The organism is Arcicella lustrica (assembly GCF_034930985.1).
Lineage (GTDB): Bacteria > Bacteroidota > Bacteroidia > Cytophagales > Spirosomataceae > Arcicella > Arcicella lustrica.
Map to the genome: position 1 here is coordinate 134,224 of NZ_JAYGIM010000019.1, position 19,252 is coordinate 153,475.

General features: G+C 33.8%; 14 protein-coding genes and 1 pseudogene. 13 read left to right on the top strand and 2 right to left on the bottom strand.

Translation table 11 applies throughout. The annotated features are described in order from the left end of the window. Nucleotides 1-94: 94 nt before the first annotated feature. The 3 genes from VB798_RS22120 (at nt 95) to VB798_RS22130 (ending at nt 7,679) form a co-directional block, all read left to right on the top strand. Nucleotides 95-3,673 carry a SusC/RagA family TonB-linked outer membrane protein gene (locus tag VB798_RS22120; RefSeq protein WP_323689423.1) on the top strand — a complete coding sequence of 1,193 codons (3,579 nt, stop codon included), beginning with the start codon at nt 95-97 and terminating at the stop codon, nt 3,671-3,673. Between the two features lie 12 nt (nt 3,674-3,685). Further along, nucleotides 3,686-5,038, top strand: coding sequence for a RagB/SusD family nutrient uptake outer membrane protein (locus VB798_RS22125; RefSeq protein WP_323689424.1), 1,353 nt, complete (start codon nt 3,686-3,688; stop codon nt 5,036-5,038). Nucleotides 5,039-5,138: 100 nt separating this feature from the next. Then, a complete protein-coding gene (locus VB798_RS22130; protein WP_323689425.1) occupies nt 5,139-7,679 on the top strand; it encodes a zinc-dependent metalloprotease in 2,541 nt (846 codons plus the stop codon). A 341-nt stretch (nt 7,680-8,020) separates the two neighbouring features. On the opposite strand, the gene VB798_RS22135 is transcribed toward VB798_RS22130, so the two are convergent. Further along, the gene (locus tag VB798_RS22135) at nt 8,021-8,233 is read right to left on the bottom strand and encodes a helix-turn-helix domain-containing protein (protein WP_323689426.1); all 213 of its coding nucleotides are present in this window, start codon (nt 8,231-8,233) and stop codon (nt 8,021-8,023) included. 187 nt (nt 8,234-8,420) lie between these two features. On the opposite strand from VB798_RS22135, the gene VB798_RS22140 reads away from it, so the two are divergent. The 7 genes from VB798_RS22140 to VB798_RS22170 all read left to right on the top strand — a co-directional run bounded on the left by VB798_RS22140 (nt 8,421) and on the right by VB798_RS22170 (nt 16,755). Beyond that, complete coding sequence (locus VB798_RS22140) at nt 8,421-10,049, top strand: vitamin K epoxide reductase family protein (RefSeq protein WP_323689427.1); 1,629 nt, start codon at nt 8,421-8,423, stop codon at nt 10,047-10,049. Nucleotides 10,050-10,098: 49 nt separating this feature from the next. Further along, nucleotides 10,099-10,323 carry a bacteriocin gene (locus VB798_RS22145; protein ID WP_323689428.1) on the top strand — a complete coding sequence of 75 codons (225 nt, stop codon included), beginning with the start codon at nt 10,099-10,101 and terminating at the stop codon, nt 10,321-10,323. A 75-nt stretch (nt 10,324-10,398) separates the two neighbouring features. After that, nucleotides 10,399-11,151 carry a hypothetical protein gene (locus VB798_RS22150; RefSeq protein ID WP_323689429.1) on the top strand — a complete coding sequence of 251 codons (753 nt, stop codon included), beginning with the start codon at nt 10,399-10,401 and terminating at the stop codon, nt 11,149-11,151. Nucleotides 11,152-11,308: 157 nt separating this feature from the next. Then, nucleotides 11,309-11,557 (top strand): hypothetical protein, encoded by a 249-nt coding sequence (locus VB798_RS22155; RefSeq protein WP_323689430.1) that lies wholly within the window; start codon nt 11,309-11,311, stop codon nt 11,555-11,557. 104 nt (nt 11,558-11,661) lie between these two features. Beyond that, nucleotides 11,662-13,083 (top strand): TlpA family protein disulfide reductase, encoded by a 1,422-nt coding sequence (locus VB798_RS22160; RefSeq protein WP_323689431.1) that lies wholly within the window; start codon nt 11,662-11,664, stop codon nt 13,081-13,083. Nucleotides 13,084-13,132: 49 nt separating this feature from the next. After that, nucleotides 13,133-15,322: a peptidase domain-containing ABC transporter gene (locus tag VB798_RS22165; protein ID WP_323689432.1), complete on the top strand. Its 2,190-nt coding sequence runs from the start codon at nt 13,133-13,135 to the stop codon at nt 15,320-15,322. Nucleotides 15,323-15,483: 161 nt separating this feature from the next. Further along, a complete protein-coding gene (locus VB798_RS22170; protein ID WP_323689433.1) occupies nt 15,484-16,755 on the top strand; it encodes an HlyD family secretion protein in 1,272 nt (423 codons plus the stop codon). Nucleotides 16,756-16,778: 23 nt separating this feature from the next. Here VB798_RS22170 and VB798_RS22175 read toward each other — a convergent pair whose 3' ends face one another. Then, complete coding sequence (locus VB798_RS22175; RefSeq protein ID WP_323689434.1) at nt 16,779-17,033, bottom strand: helix-turn-helix domain-containing protein; 255 nt, start codon at nt 17,031-17,033, stop codon at nt 16,779-16,781. Nucleotides 17,034-17,491: 458 nt separating this feature from the next. On the opposite strand from VB798_RS22175, the pseudogene VB798_RS22180 reads away from it, so the two are divergent. The 3 genes and pseudogenes from VB798_RS22180 to VB798_RS22190 form a co-directional block, all read left to right on the top strand. Then, nucleotides 17,492-17,824: pseudogene (locus tag VB798_RS22180) on the top strand (hypothetical protein); the annotation flags it as partial. A 42-nt stretch (nt 17,825-17,866) separates the two neighbouring features. Beyond that, complete coding sequence (locus tag VB798_RS22185; RefSeq protein WP_323689437.1) at nt 17,867-18,079, top strand: GDCCVxC domain-containing (seleno)protein; 213 nt, start codon at nt 17,867-17,869, stop codon at nt 18,077-18,079. 136 nt (nt 18,080-18,215) lie between these two features. Further along, nucleotides 18,216-19,252: multicopper oxidase family protein (locus tag VB798_RS22190; protein ID WP_323689435.1), on the top strand; the 1,037-nt coding region annotated here is incomplete at its 3' end.

Genomic DNA, 19,252 nt, shown 5'->3' on the forward strand with positions numbered 1-19,252 from the left:
TAAGTTTTTCTCTTATTTTGTCCTTGAATGATTTTTCGAGGAATGAAATAGAACTGCCCAAAACTTAACTATTTGCATAAACCCAAATCTCCAAATGAAAAAGCTTTTACTTTTCCCATTGGGAAACAGGATTATGTTACTCCTGCTGTTTTTAATACTTAGTGTACCCATATTTGCGCAGGGCAATCAGAAGGTTTCTATCAAAGAAGCACTTACGCAGGTTACTCGCAAATTCGGCACAAAATTAGTGTTCGACCCCGATATTATCGCTGGAAAAAATACTACAGTCAATGTAAAGACGAGTGCAAAAACCATCGAAGATATTCTAAAGGAAATTTTATATCCTGAAAAATTATTGTTTTTATACGTCGGAGTAAATCATTATGCCATTGTAAAAAGTAATAATCCGAATTTAGAACCTCAATCGAATGTAGCGAAAGCGGATGGAGAGTCACCAAATAATCCAGTGATACAACCTATGAGTAGAACGATGGTTTCTGGAATGATTACCGACCAAAACAATGTTCCATTAGTAGGTGTAACAATTATACCTGAAGGTTCAAGAAATGGAACAAGCAGTAGTAGTGATGGGCGTTATCATATTAGTTTTCCAGGGGGGTATCAGACCTTAATTTTTTCACACATCGGAATGGAATCTCAACGAGTTCCTATTACTGGTGCTGTAATTAATGTGATTATGAAAAACTCTTTCTATAACCTCAATGAAGTAACGGTTGTGTCTGATGGTTATACTAAAGTGGCTAAAGAAAGCACTACGGGTTCTTATGCAGTAATTACTTCAAAAGATTTAGCCCAAGTACCTACTATCAACATGATGGAGCGTTTGGAAGGTAAAGTGCCAGGCGTAAAATTTGATTTAAGGAATAACAGAATTCAAATCAGAAGCTCAAATACTTTTAGTGATTTTTCTGAGCCTTTGATTGTGATTGATGGCTTTCCAATGATTAGTATTGGTGATAATCAAAAATTAACAGGAATTCAAAACACAACGAGTACTGGAAATTCTGTCGTTAGTTTTATTAATCCAGCCGATGTTGAACAAATCACCTTTTTGAAAGATGCTGCTGCTACCGCCATTTGGGGGGCAAGGGCCGCCAATGGTGTAGTGGTTATCGAAACCAAGAAAGGTAAAAGAACTACGCCAACGTTGAGTTTCTCTTCAAATTTTAGTGTTTCGACACCGCCCTCTATTTCAAGACTTAAATGGATGAATAGTGCTCAATACATTGATTTGGAGCAGGAAATGGTAAATAAAAACTTCCTAACAGACCCACTTTTAAGTACCAATCCATTAAGTACGCCTAATAATAGTGAGGCACAAGAATGGATGTTTAAAGTAAAAAGAGGAACAGCAACTACCGCTCAAAGAGATTCTGCTTTAGCGATTTTAGGAACAAGAAATAACCAAAGTCAAATAGAAAAATATTTATTACAACAAGCTGTTAGTCAGCAATATAATCTTTCTGTTTCAGGTGGTGGCGAGAATAATACTTACTATTTTTCAGCAAATTATAATAAAGACCAACCCATCTACAGAAGCAATGCTGCCCAAAGTGCCAATGTTACCGCTAATTTCACCTCTGATTTATTCAAAAAAAGAGTAAGTTTCCGCACGGGGTTTAATTATCTTTTTTCAAGTAGTAAATCAAATGGAGCAGCGATTGATGCCCTCAGTACACTTACACAATCGCTTCGTCCTTATGATATGCTGATGGATGAAGCTGGTAATTTGGTGAATCGTACACTTATCTTCAGACCTGAAATTGGTACTAACCTTGAAAAGCAAGGTTATCTGCCATTTACATACAATGCCATCGACCAATTAGATTATGCAAATACAAATTTAACGCAAAATCAAATACGTTTAACGGCGGGTTTAAATACTAAAATCACCAATTGGTTGAATGTGGATTTTTCAGGAATGACTCAACGATTTATCAGTAGAAATGAAACATTAAACGAACTGAATAGCTACACATCAAGAGTTTTTGTAAATACAGGAACATCGCTTCAAGCAGGAAAATTAGTGTATGGTGTACCTTATGGTGGAACACTTAATATTACTGATGCTTCAAATTATGATAATACCCTTCGTGGGCAATTTAATGCCAATCATACTTGGCAAAGTCGTCATCAAGTTACAGCATTGGGCGGCGTAGAAATTCGTGAAACGTATAGAAAGGGCTATTCTTCAACACGTTATGGATTTGATTTAGATAACAATACTTTCCAGTCAATCAACCCAACAATTCCATACACCACCATGTATGGGTGGACAAGTACTTTGTCAAATCCACAAGGAGCTATTTCAGAAGCTAAAAATCGTTATTTATCTTATTTTACTAATGCTTCTTATTCATATAATTCAAAGTATATTCTTACAGGCAGTATGCGTTTTGAAGATTATACTTTGGTAGGGATTGATCGAAAAAATAGAGCAATTCCACTTTGGTCGTTAGGGTTAAAATGGAATGCCAAACAAGAGAGCTTTCTAGAAAATATCAACTGGTTAAGCAATTTAGGTATTCGTACTTCTTATGGTACTGGCGGAAGCGTTCCTTTAGCAGGTTATGTCAAAACGGTCGTTTCAGTGTCTGGAACAGATGCTAAAACCCAACAAGTAATTGCTAGAATTGATAATCCTGCCAATCAAGATTTAGGTTGGGAAACGACTCGAACATTGAATGCAGGGCTTGATTTTGGATTATTTGATAATCGATTCACTGGTGTTTTTGATATTTATACCAAAAAGTCTTATGGTATTTTAGCATCATTACCTTACAATGCTACTTATGGCTGGTCGAATGTGTTTTTTAATTCAGGGACTGCTCAAAGTCATGGTTTAGAATTTGGTTTAACAGGAAAATTCGTCAACAATAAAGATTGGGCTATTACTTCTACTTTCAATTTTGCTTACAGTGCTGGCAAAGTAACAGATAGCCGTTACGTAAATAATGCAGCAACGCTTACCACAGCGACTACTCCTTTGCTAGATTACCCGATGGGTTATGTATTTGTTTATAAATGGGCAGGCTTAGATGAAACGGGACAATCAATGATTTATGATAAAAATAATAACATCGTAAAACACACTACTAATACTACAGCTCTTACAAAAGATGATTTAAAATATGCCGGTGTTAGAATTGCTCCTTTTTATGGTGGGTTTTTCAATTCATTCAGATATAAAAATTTAGAGCTAGGTGTACAGGTTACTTATTACATGGGTCATGTTTTCTTGAAACAATCTATCACTAACTATCCAACATTTTCAGGCGTATATTCTGGAGTAATTGGTCGCCAAGAAGATTTAGCAGATCGTTGGAAAAAAGCTGGGGACGAAGCTATTACGAATGTACCAGGTTTGACAGGTATTACTGCCAACAGCGTAAACCGTTATCGTTATTCGGATTTAATGATTAGAAGTGCAGACAATATTCGTTTGCAACAAATTTCCTTAGCATATTCTTTACCAAAAAATGTATTACCAGCAAGCATTAAAAACTTATCGTTGAGCGCAAGTGCTAGAAACTTAGGATTGCTTTGGGCAAAAAATAATGATGGTATCGATCCAGAATATTTGAATTCTAACAATTATTCTAATCTTCCACCAACACCCAACTATGTTTTTAGCATTAATGCTTCATTTTAAATAGATAAAGACATGAAAAAATATTTATATCTGATAGCAGTCGTAGCGTTAAGTATCACAGGCTGCAGAGATTATGTAGAAATCGAACAAATTGGAGTACGTACATTTAAATATACTTCCGATTATCGTGCTGTTTTAAATAACAATGATGTTTTTGAAGGAGCTTATGGTTATCCTATATTAGCTGGAGACGATACAGAGTTTAGCGATGTGGCACGTCAGAATACCTTAAATGAAATATGGGGAAATGTATATACTTGGAGAGCAAAATTCTTTGCTGAAACAATTAGCGACATCGACTGGGAAAAACTTTATAAAACAATTTATACAAGTAATGAAGTAATAGCAGGAGTAATGGCAAGTGAAAGAGGCACGGAAGCCGAAAAGCAAAGTCTTTATTCCGAAGCTTTGGTGCATCGTGCTTATACCTATTTATCATTAGTAAATATTTATGCAAAGCAATATGACGCTACGACAGCTTCTACAGATTTAGGTGTTCCTTTGTTGCTTACTCCTAATTTATATACCAAGCTAAATCGTGCTTCAGTAGAAACAGTTTATAATCAGATAATTGGTGATTTAAAATCTTCTATCAAAGCATTGCCAGCTATTCCAGATTATAATGTGCGTCCTTCAAAAGCTGCTGCTTATGCCCTGTTATCAAGAGTATATCTCAACAAAAGAGATTTTACACAAGCAAGTTTGTATGCCGATAGTACTTTGGCTTTACAAAATGGATTATTGGATTTAAAAACTTATGTAGGGAATACAACAGCCATTCCGCAACGTTTGAACGACCCAGAAATTATCTTTTCTAAAACTGTAAACGGTGCATACATCGGAGTACAAATCAGCAATGAAGTCTTAAATTTATTAGGAACTACCGATTTACGTTATACTCTGTTTACCAATGCAGGTACTGCTTTTTCACCAAGTTTTGTTGGTCGTGGATATTGGCGTTATCGTTATACCAACGAAGGTATTTACATTGGGCCTTCTGTGCCAGAAATGATACTGATTAAAGCTGAATGTGCTGCCAGAGCAGGTAATCCAACCCTAGCAATTTCAACGTTAAACCAATTGAGAATTAAACGTTTTACAACAGCTAATTATATTCCTTTAACTATTGGAACAGCTCAGGAAGCTTTAATGAGTGTTATCAATGAACGTAAAAGAGAACTGTTCGGTCGTGGTTTTCGTTGGTTCGACCAAAAGCGTTTGAACAAAGAAAGTAATTTGGCAATGACTGTAAATCGTACTTTTAAGGGACAAACTTATACCCTGTCACCAAATGATAATCGTTATGTATTCCCAATTGCAGATAAGTATATTCTTCTAAATCCAGAATTAGAACCAAATCCCTAACTACTAATTTTTCATTAATTATTTTTAAAACTAGAAGTGCCTATTTATATGTATTTTATTATATAAAATGCTTGTAAATAGGCACTCAAAAAACAATACAATGTTTAAAAGAATCTTATCGAAAACTACGCTCATATTTAGTGTTTTGTGCGTTAGTCTAACTGTCATCAAAGCACAGAAAACAAATACACCAGCGGTTGATTCTGCCAAAGCAGATTCAGTAAAGAAGGCTGCTATAAAACCTAAAATTCGTAGCTATAAAGAAGTAATTACTGATAAGGCTAAAACGAGTAAGGGACTTTTTGTGATTCACCAGATAGATGAAAAGTATTACTTTGAAATACCTACTAAAGTATTAAAAAAAGATATTTTGGTCATTAACCGTATTGCAGAAGCAGGTGCTGATATGCGTATTGGTAGAAGTACAATCGGTTTTGCAGGCGATCCAATTAATGGCTCAGTAGTACAATTTGAAATGGGACCCAACAAGAATATTTTTCTAAAAAGAATGTCTTATACTGAATATTCTAGCGATAGTACTAAGGCTATGTATGCAGCAGTGAAGAAAAATAATGTTCAGGCAATTTCTGCGGCCTTCCCAATTGCTGCTTATAAGCCAGATTCGTCTGCCATTGTGATTGATGTTACTTCTTTTATCAATGAAGATACAGAAATGCTGTACTTTAATGGTGTATATAAAATGATGTTTCATGTTGGGGCGCAGAAAAACGATAGAAGTTATATAAAATACGTTCGTACGTTTCCTACAAATGTGGAAATCAGAGTGGTAAAAACTTATGCAGTAGCGGGTTCAACAAGAGGGGGAGATTTAACGATGGAATTGAATTCGTCTTTTGTTTTATTGCCCGAAAAACCAATGAAGCCCCGTTATTATGATGAAAGAGTGGGCTATTTTACAACGGATTATACCGATTTCGACCAAAATCCACAAGGTGTAAAAGAAGTAAATATGGCAAACCGTTGGAGATTAGAGCCTAAGCCAGAAGATGTAGAGCGATACAAAAAGGGTGAATTAGTTGAACCTCAAAAACCAATTGTTTTCTATATCGACCCAGCTACACCACAAAAATGGGTTTCATACTTGATTCAAGGAGTAAACGATTGGTCTAAAACTTTTGAAAAGGCAGGTTTTAAAAATGCAATTATGGGTAAAATTGCACCAACACCACAAGAAGACCCAACATTCAGTCTAGACGATGCTCGTCATTCTGCCATTGTGTATAAACCCTCTAGTATTCCAAATGCAAGTGGCCCAAGTATTGCTGACCCAAGAAGTGGCGAAATCATAGAAAGTCATATTAACTGGTATCATAATGTCATGAAATTAATTCGTAATTGGTATATGGTTCAAGCTGGAGCTGTTGATAAAAGAGCTAGGACAATGGAGTTTGAAGATGAATTGATGGGACAACTAATCCGTTTTGTGGCTTCGCATGAAGTTGGGCATACTCTTGGTTTACGTCATAACTTTGGTTCAAGCTCGACTGTACCTGTTGAAAAATTGAGAGATAAAGCATGGGTTGAAGCAAATGGACATACGCCGTCTATCATGGACTATGCTCGCTTTAACTATGTCGCTCAACCAGAAGATAATATCAGTGAAAAAGGCATTTTTCCTCGTATCGGCGATTATGACACTTGGGCAATTGAATGGGGTTATAGATGGTTTGATGCAAATACTTCGGTAGAAGATGAAAATAAAATAATGAGTTTATTAACTACTACTAAACAGGAAAATAAGCGTCTTTGGTTTGGTACAGAGATTAGCTCGACGGATCCTCGTTCACAAAATGAAGATTTAGGAGATAACTCAATGGTAGCGGGAGAATATGGCTTGAAAAACCTAAAACGTGTTGTACCACAATTGATAGAATGGACAAAGCAGCCAACTAAAAATTATGATGGGTTGAAAGAAATTTTCTTGGCGGTCAATTCTCAATTCGACCGCTATACCGTTCATGTGTTAAAGAATATTGCTGGTATTTACGAAACGCCAAAAACAGTTGAACAAGCTGGAGCTGTCTATGAAATGGTTAGTATTGCTAAACAAAAAGAGGCTGTGGCATTTATCGAGCGTAATGTTTTTACATACCCTGCTTGGTTATACGATGAGAACATTTTTAACAAAACAGGTATTGGGTTTATCCCTTTCTTGACTGACAGACAAGGTGGAGTAATGGAGAGTATGTTAAGTACTTATCGTCTGACACGAATGATTAATAACGAGGCGATTTCTAAGGAAAAAAGCTATACAACAAGCGAATATTTAGACGATATTACGAAAGGTATTTTCAAGGAATTATACAGTAACAAAGCCATTGATACTTACAAACGTAATTTCCAGAAGATATATGTAGAAAAACTTTTGAAACTAGTTACGCCCTCAGATTTAAGAGCGGCTACTAATATCTCTTCGCCAGCTAATGTAAGAGGCCCTGGATATTCTGAAATTTTAGATGTAAAAACCAGCGATATTTCATCTTTAGTAAAATATAAATTAAAAGCCATCCAAAAGCTAATTCAGCTGAATAGTAGCAAGTTTGACGACACAATGAGCAAAGCACATTTGGATGATTTGAATGGACGAATTACCAAATTCTTCAAGAGTAATGAACAATAGTAAAAAGTAATTTTGGGTTTTTGAATTTAGTTTGTTGATGAATAATAGTTAAGCACCTAGAGGCTGTATCAAATTATATATTTGCCAAATATTATTTGGTTATCTATATTTGATGCAGCCTCATTTTTTATTCTTTACATTGGAGACGTTAAGTTCCTGAGATGTTTTGACGACTCCATGTTCTTTGTAAAACTTTACAATCGTCAGTTTCTCTTCCTGACGTTATGGCTTTTGATATTTCCTCATAGTACTTTTAGCGATAGTATCCATTGTTAAGAGAACTAATCACTAATATGCAATAGCAAAAACTCCCCAATAAAACATACGAAGCAAGGTTTATTTTATCGATTAATTGAGTTTTTCAATAACTCTTCTAAACTTATTCCCAATATTTGACTTAGTCTTTGAGCTTCGAATACGTCAGGAAGACTTTGATCACTTTCCCATGCTGATATTTTACTTTGTGAAGGAATGTTAATTAAATCAGCTAAAGCTGCTTGAGAAAGGCGATTTTTCAGACGTAGATTTCTGATAGTTTTTCCTAAGGTTGACATGGATGATAATTGTAAAAGTATAAGTGAATGAAGAATTATTAATTTAAATACAATATATCATGGCTGGATGAATTTTACAAGTAAAACTCACATTTTTTTAAATATCTAAAAACAGATGAAAATTATCTAAATTCAGATTGGAGGGTAGAAAGATGTTTGACAACTTTGTCAAATAATATTTAAAGAAATGAAAGTTCTGAACCATATTTTCAATACCACGGATCAGCCATCTATTGAAGTGATAAGCTTATTGATAAATCATTTGAGAGTAGCTGTTACAAAGACTTCTGTTAAAGAGAAATTACAAACTCATCCAGCTTATCCAAGTTTATTAAGCCTTAGTGATACCCTTGATATTTGGAAAATTCCAAATGCAGCATTGAAACTTCAATCGGAGCAATTAAAAGAATTAGAAACTCCTTTTATAGCTCATCTTTACAGTAATGACGGTGAATTTGTTTTTGTAACATCACTAACGAAAGACCATGTTAGCTTTATTAATGGTAATCGCAAACAAAGTAAAGTAACATACAATGATTTCTACCATTTATGGTCTGGAATTGTACTTATAGCAGAAGCAGCAGAACAGTCTGGGGAAAAAGATTATCTTCACAAGTATAAACAAGAGCAAATTACATTACTAAGAACACCTACTATTATCTTACTTTTTTCGAGTATTGCATTTATGGGAATCTTGCAAAAAGGATTTACTGACTGGAGGGAATATGTATCTATTTTAACGAAGCTTGTAGGCTTGATTATATCTATTTTTCTCTTAGTTGTACAGTTTGGACTTGGGAATACATATATAAATCATTTCTGTCAAATAGGTAAAACGAGTAATTGCAAGAACGTTTTACAATCCTCTGCGTCTAAGCTCTTTGGTTGGCTTAGTTGGTCAGAAATTGGACTTTTATATTTCTCTGGAAGCTTTTTGGCTCTTTTGATGCTTCCTGTTAATCATTGGTTGTTATTGAAAATACTGAATACACTTGCTTTACCATACACAGTTTGGTCTGTATATTATCAAGCAAGAGTAGCTAAGTCTTGGTGTATTTTATGCCTCATGGTTCAAGGCTTACTCTGGATAGAGTTTATCATAGATTATCCAATATCGTTTAATGAGGTACTTGGAAGCAATGAAATTATTGTTACTATACAAGCATTTAGCACTCCAATAGCAATATGGCTTTTTATAAAGCCATTAATCATTCGAGCAAAAAAACTTGATAAGACACAACAAGAATTACAGGGATTCAAAAATAACCCTTCGTTGTTTCAAGCTTTACTTGGTAATCAGAAAGAGGTTAATGCTCCAAGTATGAGTGGAATTCAAACAATTCATCTAGGGAATCCAGTCGCTAATAATACAATATTAATGGTAAGTAATCCATTTTGTAAACCCTGTGCTAAAGCACACAACGATTTAGAAGAAATATTGAGGGATAATTCTCATCTCAAAGCAGAGATAATTTTTCTTACTTGTGGAGATACCGAAGGAAAACGATTGGATATAGCCAAACACTTGCTGGCATTACAAGCTTCTTCAAATGAGATAGACAGTGCCTTAACAGATTGGTATAATGAAGGCATAAACAATATTGAAGTATGGAAAAAGAAATATCCAATAGCTGAAGTTGAGCAACAATATTTTATTGAAATGGCGAAGGCACATTGCGACTGGTGCAGTTTTGTCAATATTTCCGCAACACCCACATTTTTTATCAATGGTTTTGAAAAACCATCAATTTATGAGTTATCAGATTTGGTACAATTGTTTTCCAGCGTGCCAGAATCCATAACTCCCCAACTATAGGATTTGCAAATTAGAAATATATTTTTTAACGCTTAACAAAAAATTAAACATGAAGAATTTAGAGAAATTTTCAGGAAATGTAATTTCCAAAAAGGAAATGAAATCAATAGAAGGAGGGATAGTTCCTGTAGATGTTGATGTTGTATTGGGCTTATTTCAAAATTGCATGTTTCTTCAACAAGCATATAATAATGCTCAAACTGAGGAAAATAGAGGGGCAATTTTAAAGCAAGCAACTTCTCTTAATTGTCCTGGAACAAATGGAAAAGACTAATTTTTAATTTTAATATTCAATACATACCCTATTATCATTTCTTTTAAAATAGTAGGGTATGTGCTATTTATACTTATGTTAAAAAGTAAATTATTACTAATAATCATTTATTTCTGCATTTTGTCTGTTGCTAAATCACAAACAACGCAAGAAATATATCATAAATATATTGAAGCCATTGGAGGTGAAGATGCTATAAAGTCGATAAATAGCATTCAACTTAATGGAATATTACAAACCTTAAACTCTCCCCCTGAAAAAACAATTGTTTACAGGAAAAGGAAAGAACTATATCGCAAAGAAACATACAGAGATACTGTAATGTATTCATGTGATTGTTACGATGGGAAATATTTCTGGCGTTTATGGGAAAATAGCGCTAACCCCAAGAATGTTACAAGTAGTCAAAATACAAATAAAGCATGGACAATCGATGATGATGCAGGAGGAATGTCGCTTTTTAATGAGTTAATAGAATTTCAGCATTATGGAAGTAGAATACATAAAGAAGAGGAAGTTGAGGAAAATAATAAAGAATATAATGTAATTCGTCTGACAAGACGAAATCTTTCTATGGTTGATTTTTATATTAATAAATCAACATACTTAGTCGATAAAACAGTCGAAATAAATTCAGATGATGAATCTCGTAGTTATACCTTAATAGATGAATATAAGAAAATTGGCAATCTACTAATTCCTCACAGAAGTAAAATGTATATGATGGGATATTTATTTAGTACTACTGTTTATAACAAAATTTTATTGAATCCGATATTAACTGATTCTTTATTTAAATGTGAAAAAGAGAAAAAAAGCACATTTTAACATGTTTCAACCCATATATCCTTATTCATAGGACCAACACTGTCAATTTACGAGGTATCAGATTTGGTACAATCACTATTCAACATACCATGATAACTTCCCAGCCATAGGATTTGCAAATCAGAAATATATTTTTAACTCTTAACAAAAATTAAACATGAGAAATTTAGAGAAATTTTCAGGAAATGTGATTTCAAAAAGTGAAATGAAATTAGTTAATGGAGGTAAATATCCTACTTGCGATTTTACGGTTCATAGTCCTTCAGGAGATATACATTACTCAGGATTGTGTTCATCAACAAATGTAAATGAATGCGGACAATATGCTGCACAACAAGCTAGTACTCTTAATGCTGCTGCTGGCTATCCTGGTGTAAGTTGGTCTTGTAGTGAAAACCCTGCCTAATTAATGATTTCATAAAGAATATTAAACTAATCTGGTAATTTATATTTGCCAGATTAGTTTGTTCTCCACGTAAATATTTTAGCATTATTTAAATATATCATTCTATGAAATCATTTGAAAGATTATTCATTACAATTTTCATTTTTTTTTTTATGCAACAAAATTGTTCAGGTCAATTTAAAACGACTATAACAACGGATACCAACAAAACGTATATCTATTTGTACGAAGATGATTTCTTAGATTCTCATTCTATTCCAATAGGTAAATACAATAGGGAAAAGTATGATTTTCAAATTACCTTCCCTACTTTACTAAGAATTTTGAATGGAGGGAAACAAAGTCTTTTTATGTTGTTGCCAAAAGATTCTGTTGCTTTTGCTATTAGTCTGGAAAACAAATCAAGATATAAAAGTATTTCTCGAAGAGATTCTCTTTTTGATACCTTCAATGAACTCGAATTTACATTTGGTTTGGAGTTAGCTTATAACTCTGGTTATGAGATAAGTAATGTACATAAAAGCGATTTTAAAACACTAAGAGAATCTATATTGCAAAAAATGAACAAGCAATTAGCTGTCCTCAATAAATTTAATATGGATAAAGATAGTCTCAGATGGAAGTTCATGTATCAGGAGATAAATAATTTCTCTTTAATTGAATTGTTAGAACCTTATATGGCTGCTTCCAATAACAAATCATATTTGAAGCAAATACCATTGTGGTATGCAGATTCTCTTCGAGCTTTCAAAAAAAAACTTAATGATGAATTATATGAAGTAGGTGGAACATATCATAAAAAAGCTATTGTAGCATATAATCAATTTTTATCAATTGATTCGTTAGGAAGTAAAAATGATTTTCAAGTTTTATTTAATTCTGCAATACGTAATTTTAAGGGGTCTCATAGGGATTTCCTCATGGCTTATTTATTAAAAACCTACAAAACGGAAAACCTTTCAGACTTTTATGATAAAATAGGCGTATTTTATCAAGTTTGCCAAGACAATTATTTTATCAAGTACGTAAAAGATAAATTAGACGACAATGATTTTAAATATCCAGAAAAAATATTACACACTGAACTTACAACCTCTGAAGAAGTAAAAACTACATGGGAGCAAATTCTTAGCAAACATAAAGGAAAGTTAGTTTACATTGAGCTTTGGGCAAGCTGGTGTCCACCATGCATTTTTGAAATACCTTGTGTCAAAAATCTAAAAAAATTATATCTAGGTGCTAACATAGATTTTATCTCAATCTCAATTGATGATAAAAAGAAAGCTTGGGACAAGGCGATTAAGAAACATTATTCAAATTTACCAGAAGAAGAACATTATTGGTTGAGCAAGAGTAAAAAGTTTACACAATTTTTATTAACAAGAAGAGAAAATGAAAATGTTCCTATATGGATTCCAAAATATATTTTACTTGATGAAAAAGGTAATATTATTACATCAAATGCTGTAAGACCTTGCTTTGATAAAGAAGTAAAAAGACAAATTGAAATTTTTTTACAAAAATAAACGTACAAAACCGAACACCATTCGGTTAAATTATATTTCACCAAGCTCCATGCCCCAATTCCCCTTCTACCATCAACTCGACCAAATGGATTGTGGTCCTACCTGTTTACGCATGATAGCGAAACACTATGGACTGCATCTTAATATTCAAAGGCTGCGAGATGCTTCAGGGTTTAGTAGAGAAGGTGTTTCGTTATTGGGTATTGCCGAGGCTGCCGAAAGCGTAGGTTTTAGAACCATTGCCGTAAAAGTTACTATTGATAAATTAATCAAAGATGCACCTTCCCCTTGTATTATTCACTGGCAACAAAATCACTTTGTGGTTTTAGTGGAAGCGCAAAAAAATAATGTTTTGTTGGCTGACCCAGCCAAAGGTTTACGCAAAATGTCTAAAGATGATTTTTGTGAGCATTGGGCTACTACGCAAGAAGATGGTCAGCCTGTAGGTGTTGCGTTATTGTTAGAACCAACCCCTACATTTTATGAGCAAGAAGACGACAAAAAACAAGGTTTGGATTTTAGTTATCTTCTTAAATATCTTTGGTCATATAAAAAACTATTGATACAATTAGCCATTGGTTTATTGGTTGGCAGTGGTTTACAATTGGTTTTTCCCTTCCTTACGCAATCTATCGTAGATGTTGGTATTCAAACACGTAATCTAAACTTTATCTATGTCATGCTGGCGGCACAATTGATGCTTTTTGCCAGTAGAACAGTCGTAGAGTTTATCCGTTCATGGATATTACTGCATATCAGTATCCGTATCAATCTCTCAATCCTTTCCGATTTTCTGATAAAACTGATGAAGTTGCCCATGTCATTTTTTGATACAAAAATATTCGGCGACATCATGCAACGCATTGGTGACCATAGCCGTATTGAGCAGTTTATGACGGGGCAAACGCTGAATACGCTTTTTTCAATGGCCAATCTGCTGATTTTTGGTTGTGTGTTGGCTTTGTATAGCTTACCAATCTTTTCAATTTTTATGATTGGGTCGGTTTTGTATGCTTGTTGGGTCGTACTTTTTTTGAAAGAAAGAAGAAAATTAGATTTCAAAATGTTTGATGTGGCTGCCAAAAATCAAAGCTCATTGGTGCAATTGATCCAGGGAATGCAAGAAATAAAATTAGCCAATGCCGAACACCTCAAACGTTGGGAATGGGAGCGTATTCAAACCAGAATGTTTCAATTTCAAACCAAAGGATTGGCTTTAAATCAATACCAACAAGCAGGAGCGTTTTTCTTAAATGAAGGAAAAAATATATTAATCACTTTTTTCTCTGCCAAAGCCGTGGTTGATGGTCAACTAACTTTAGGGACAATGCTAGCAATCCAATATATTATCGGGCAACTGAATGCCCCCATTGAGTCATTAATTCAATTTGTACAAGCTGCTCAAAGTGCTAAAATTAGTTTAGAACGATTGAACGAAATACACGAATTAGAAGATGAAGAGAAAAAAGAAACATTAGCTTATAAAAATGTAGGAGAAAAAGGAGTGAGTATTAGCTTAAAGAATATCAGCTTTACTTACCCAGGAGCAGGGAATGAACCTGTTTTAAAAAATATTAATTTAGAAATTCCCCAAGGAAAGATAACGGCTATTGTTGGTATGAGTGGCAGTGGAAAAACGACATTACTAAAACTACTATTGAAGTTTTATGACATAAAAGGAGAAATAAAAATAGGAAATGCTCCTTTTGATAGTTTTAGAGCTAGAGATTGGAGAAGTAAATGTGGGGTTGTGATGCAAGAAGGCTTTATTTTTTCCGACTCTGTTGCTCGTAATATCGCTTTGGGTGATGAACAACCCAAGCTTGAAAAACTATACCATGCTTGTGAAGTGGCTAACGTTTTACCCTTTATTGAAAGCTTACCTTTGGGATTTAATACTAAAATAGGTTCGGAAGGGAATGGAATAAGTCAGGGACAAAAACAACGCTTACTCATTGCTAGAGCTGTCTATAAAGATCCAGAATATTTGTTTTTTGATGAGGCTACCAATGCACTTGATGCCAATAATGAAAAGAAGATTTTAGAAAATCTTAATGAGTTCTTTCATGGAAGAACAGTTATCGTTGTTGCACACCGGTTGAGTACTGTTAAAAATGCAGACCAAATTGTAGTGCTTCACAATGGCGAAATAACAGAAATTGGTACGCATGAGAGTTTGACCATAAAACGAGGAGAGTATTTCAATTTAGTAAAAAATCAATTAGAATTAGGAAATTAGTAGTAGCACAGATTGAAAACCTGTGTTTCTTTCAGTAAGACCAAGACAGGTTGGAAACCTGTGCTACGGAATATATGGAAATAAAGATTAAAGACATAGAGCCTCCAATAGTTTATTTGAACGGGTCACAACCGAAGATAGTAGATTTACCAAAGCCAAAATTGGAACTTCGCTCAGAAGAAGTTAATGAAATTTTGAGTAAACGACCCGCTTCGATTATTAGATATGGGTTATCGATAATCGCTTTGTTGGGCATCTTGGGTTTGGTAGCTTCATGGTACATCAAGTATCCTGAAATTATCAAAGGTAATGTGATGATTACGACTGAAATTCCACCCTTGAAAGTGATTCCCAAAGTTTCAGGAAGAGTTCAACGATTGTTGGTGAAACCTAATCAATTAGTAAAACGAGGAGATTTTATTGCTGAAATAGAAAATACTACTCGTCTGGAAAACCTACCAGTTCTCCAAACACTTTCACAACAATTAAAACTGTATTTACAAAATACGTCTTTAAAAGTAGCTTTTCCTTCGAACACATTCACCTTTGGTGATTTACAAATAGAGTATAATAACCTGCTGAAAAATTACCAAGAATCGGAAAGACTTTTTGGAGATGCGATTTATGTGCAACGTAAGAATATCTTGATACAGCAAATTTCAGATTATAAAAAGCTAGTGATTATTAATCAGCGACAAGTTGAAATAAACAAAGAAGAGTTTAGCAATGTAGAGATTAAATATGTGGCAGATAAAAAGCTTTATCAAGATAAAGTATATGGTAAATTAGAGTTTCTAGCTTTTGAAAATACTTTTTTACAAAAAAAGAAAGATAATGAAAATTATGCTAAAGTATTAGTTGAGAATAGTTTAACACTTTCAGAAAGACAAAAGCAGTTAGTAGAGTTAGATTTTGAATATCTTCAAAAAACTAGAACCTATAGGGACAATATTCAACAGTCAATTCAGAATATAGACAATCTTTTGGCTAATTGGCAGCAAAATTATGTTATCACTGCTCCTTCACAAGGCTCTTTAAGTTTTTTAAAGAACCTTACAGAAAACCAAATGATTCGTGCTGGAGATACCTTGTTTGCTGTTTTGCCTCAAAAGGGTGGAGTTGTAGCTTTTGCTAATGTTTCAGCACAAAATTTTGGGAAAGTAAAAGTTGGACAACAAGTAATTATTAAACTGGTTAATTATCCTTTTGAAGAATATGGAAGTTTATCTGGCAATATTCATGAAATAGAATCCACTCCGATGGGAAATCAATACAGAATAAAGATTAAGTTGCCTAAAGAACTAAAAACGAACTATGATAAAACTCTACCTTTTAGAACTGAAATGGAAGGGTCTCTGGAAATTATTACTGAAGACTTGAGATTATTAGAACGAACTTTTTACGGACTTAGGAAAATATTGGACCAGCATTAAATCTAATGCTAAACAAAAACAAATCATAGTCTAATATAACTTCCAATCGTCACTTTCTGATGCCTCAAATATTTATAAAGAGTTATTTTAGATACTCCGATTTCTAAGGCGATTTGGTTTACACCCATTTTGCCTTCCTTGTAATAAATTTCGGCTAAAATTACTTTTTGTTCTGCTTCTTTAGTCATGCCTTGGCGACGACTACCTTTTCTTCCTCTGACACGAGCAGCCTTCAGTATTCTATTCTCATCAATACTAATCCAATTTGGATTTATCATAGACAGTTAGGAGTTTTCCAAATAAATAGAAAGATAACCTTTAAATAGTTTTAATGCTAAGGTAGTATGTGGTTATATTTTGAATTAATCGAAGTCTCAACGGTGTATTTCCAGAGTCAAATATTTTGGTGGAAAATACTATCACCAAGTTTAAATAAATATTATTCCTTAAATAATGCCTTGATAACTAGCGGATAATGTGAAAATGAATTACCCTGATAATTATATAAGACAAACTCAAAATTGTATAACAATGCAAAACACAAATAGTAATTACTTTACATCATTAAACAATTTTGGTTTTTAAAAATGTAACATCGCTTGAAGTTTCAAAGGATACCTATACTGCATTTTTTTGATTTTATGTCCGAACATGAAATAGAGAATATAAATATTGATTTTAGAATAAAAGTAGAAATAATATTGGTTGTGTTTTCTCTTTCAAAACCAGAAAAATAATGAATAATAAAACATCTTCCTTCTTAAGTATCATAGGATTATTTTTTACCGTGATTGTTTCGCCTTGTTGTTTTCCAATGTTTGGATTTGTACTGGCAGGTTTTGGAGTAGCAACTGATACATTTGAATTATTTGGTAAGTGGACAATGCTCATTTTTCAATACACGGTTCTTTTTTCATTGGTCAATTTAACGCTTAATTATGCAATCAACCGCAATGTTTGGATTTTTGGTTTAGCACTAACAAGTACATTCATTATATTTTATGGATTTGATGATGATTTTAACCGTCCCATTATTTACGTAGGAATGCTGGGACTTTTAATCGCACAAGTTTCCAATTTTTATATTCAACCTAAGAAAATAAATACCAATATGAATTCTCCCGAGTTAGAATCTATCATCACTTGTCCTAAGTGTGGTCATAAAAAAGCAGAAACTATGCCTACAGATGCTTGCCAATTCTTTTATGAATGCGAAAAGTGTAAAGTCGTTTTAAAACCGCAATCCGGTGATTGTTGTGTTTATTGTAGTTATGGAACGGTTAAATGTCCACCTGTACAGATGGGAGCGAATTGTTGTGAGTAGTATTGTAATAACGTATTTATCCATTAATTGCGACAAAGAAACTGCTTCATACAATTATTCGTCAACATTGTGAAGCTCTTTATCGATTTGGAGAATCACCAAATCATGGAAAGATTGCTAAATCAGCATAAATAATATGAGAAATTCCATCCTGTTAGGTTTATACCTCTTGCTTATTAGCGATAAAACTTTTGCCCAACATGAGCATCCTAAAATGTCTATGCCAGTGGCAAAAGAGATGGATAAAAGTATTCATTATAATAATGATAAAACCGTTAAATACTTTCCAAAAGTTGTACGATACGATTTATATGTGAGAGATACCACCGTAATCTTAGGCAAGAAAACTAAACGAGCCATTGCTGTAAACGGACAAATTCCAATGCCAACGCTTACATTTACGGAAGGAGATACCGCAGAAATTTATGTGTACAACGAACTGAATGAAGAAACTTCTTTGCATTGGCATGGTTTATTTTTATCCAATCAGTACGATGGTGTTCCCAATCTTACCCAAATGCCTATCAAACCACATACTACCCATTTATATCGCTTTAAAATTATTCAACACGGAACACATTGGTATCATAGTCACACCGGATTACAGGAGCAAATTGGAATGTATGGCTCAATGATTTTGAATAAACAAGACGAGCCTATAATTCCAACAATTCCACTAATTTTGAGTGAATGGACTGATTTAAACCCCAAAAGTGTCCACCGAATGTTGCACAATGCCACAGACTGGTTTGCCATTCAAAAAGGAACTACCCAAAGTTATTCCGAAGCCATTAAACAAGGTTATTTTAAAACCAAAGTGAAAAACGAATGGAAAAGAATGACAGCAATGGATGTGAGCGATTTGTATTATAATCAGTTTCTTATTAATGGTAAAAATGAAAACCAATTTTCTCAATTCAAGGCAGGAGATAAAGTTCGTTTAAGAATTTCCAACGGAGGAGCTTCAACCTATTTTTGGCTAAATTATGCTGGTGGTAAAATTACAGTTGTGGCAAGTGATGGCAATGATGTTGAACCTGTTGAAGTGGATAGGTTAATTGTGGCAGTATCAGAAACATATGATGTAATTGTTACGATTCCTGCTAATGAAAAAGCTTTTGAATTCTTAGTTACCTCTGAAGACCGTACCAAATCAGCTTCTATATTTTTGGG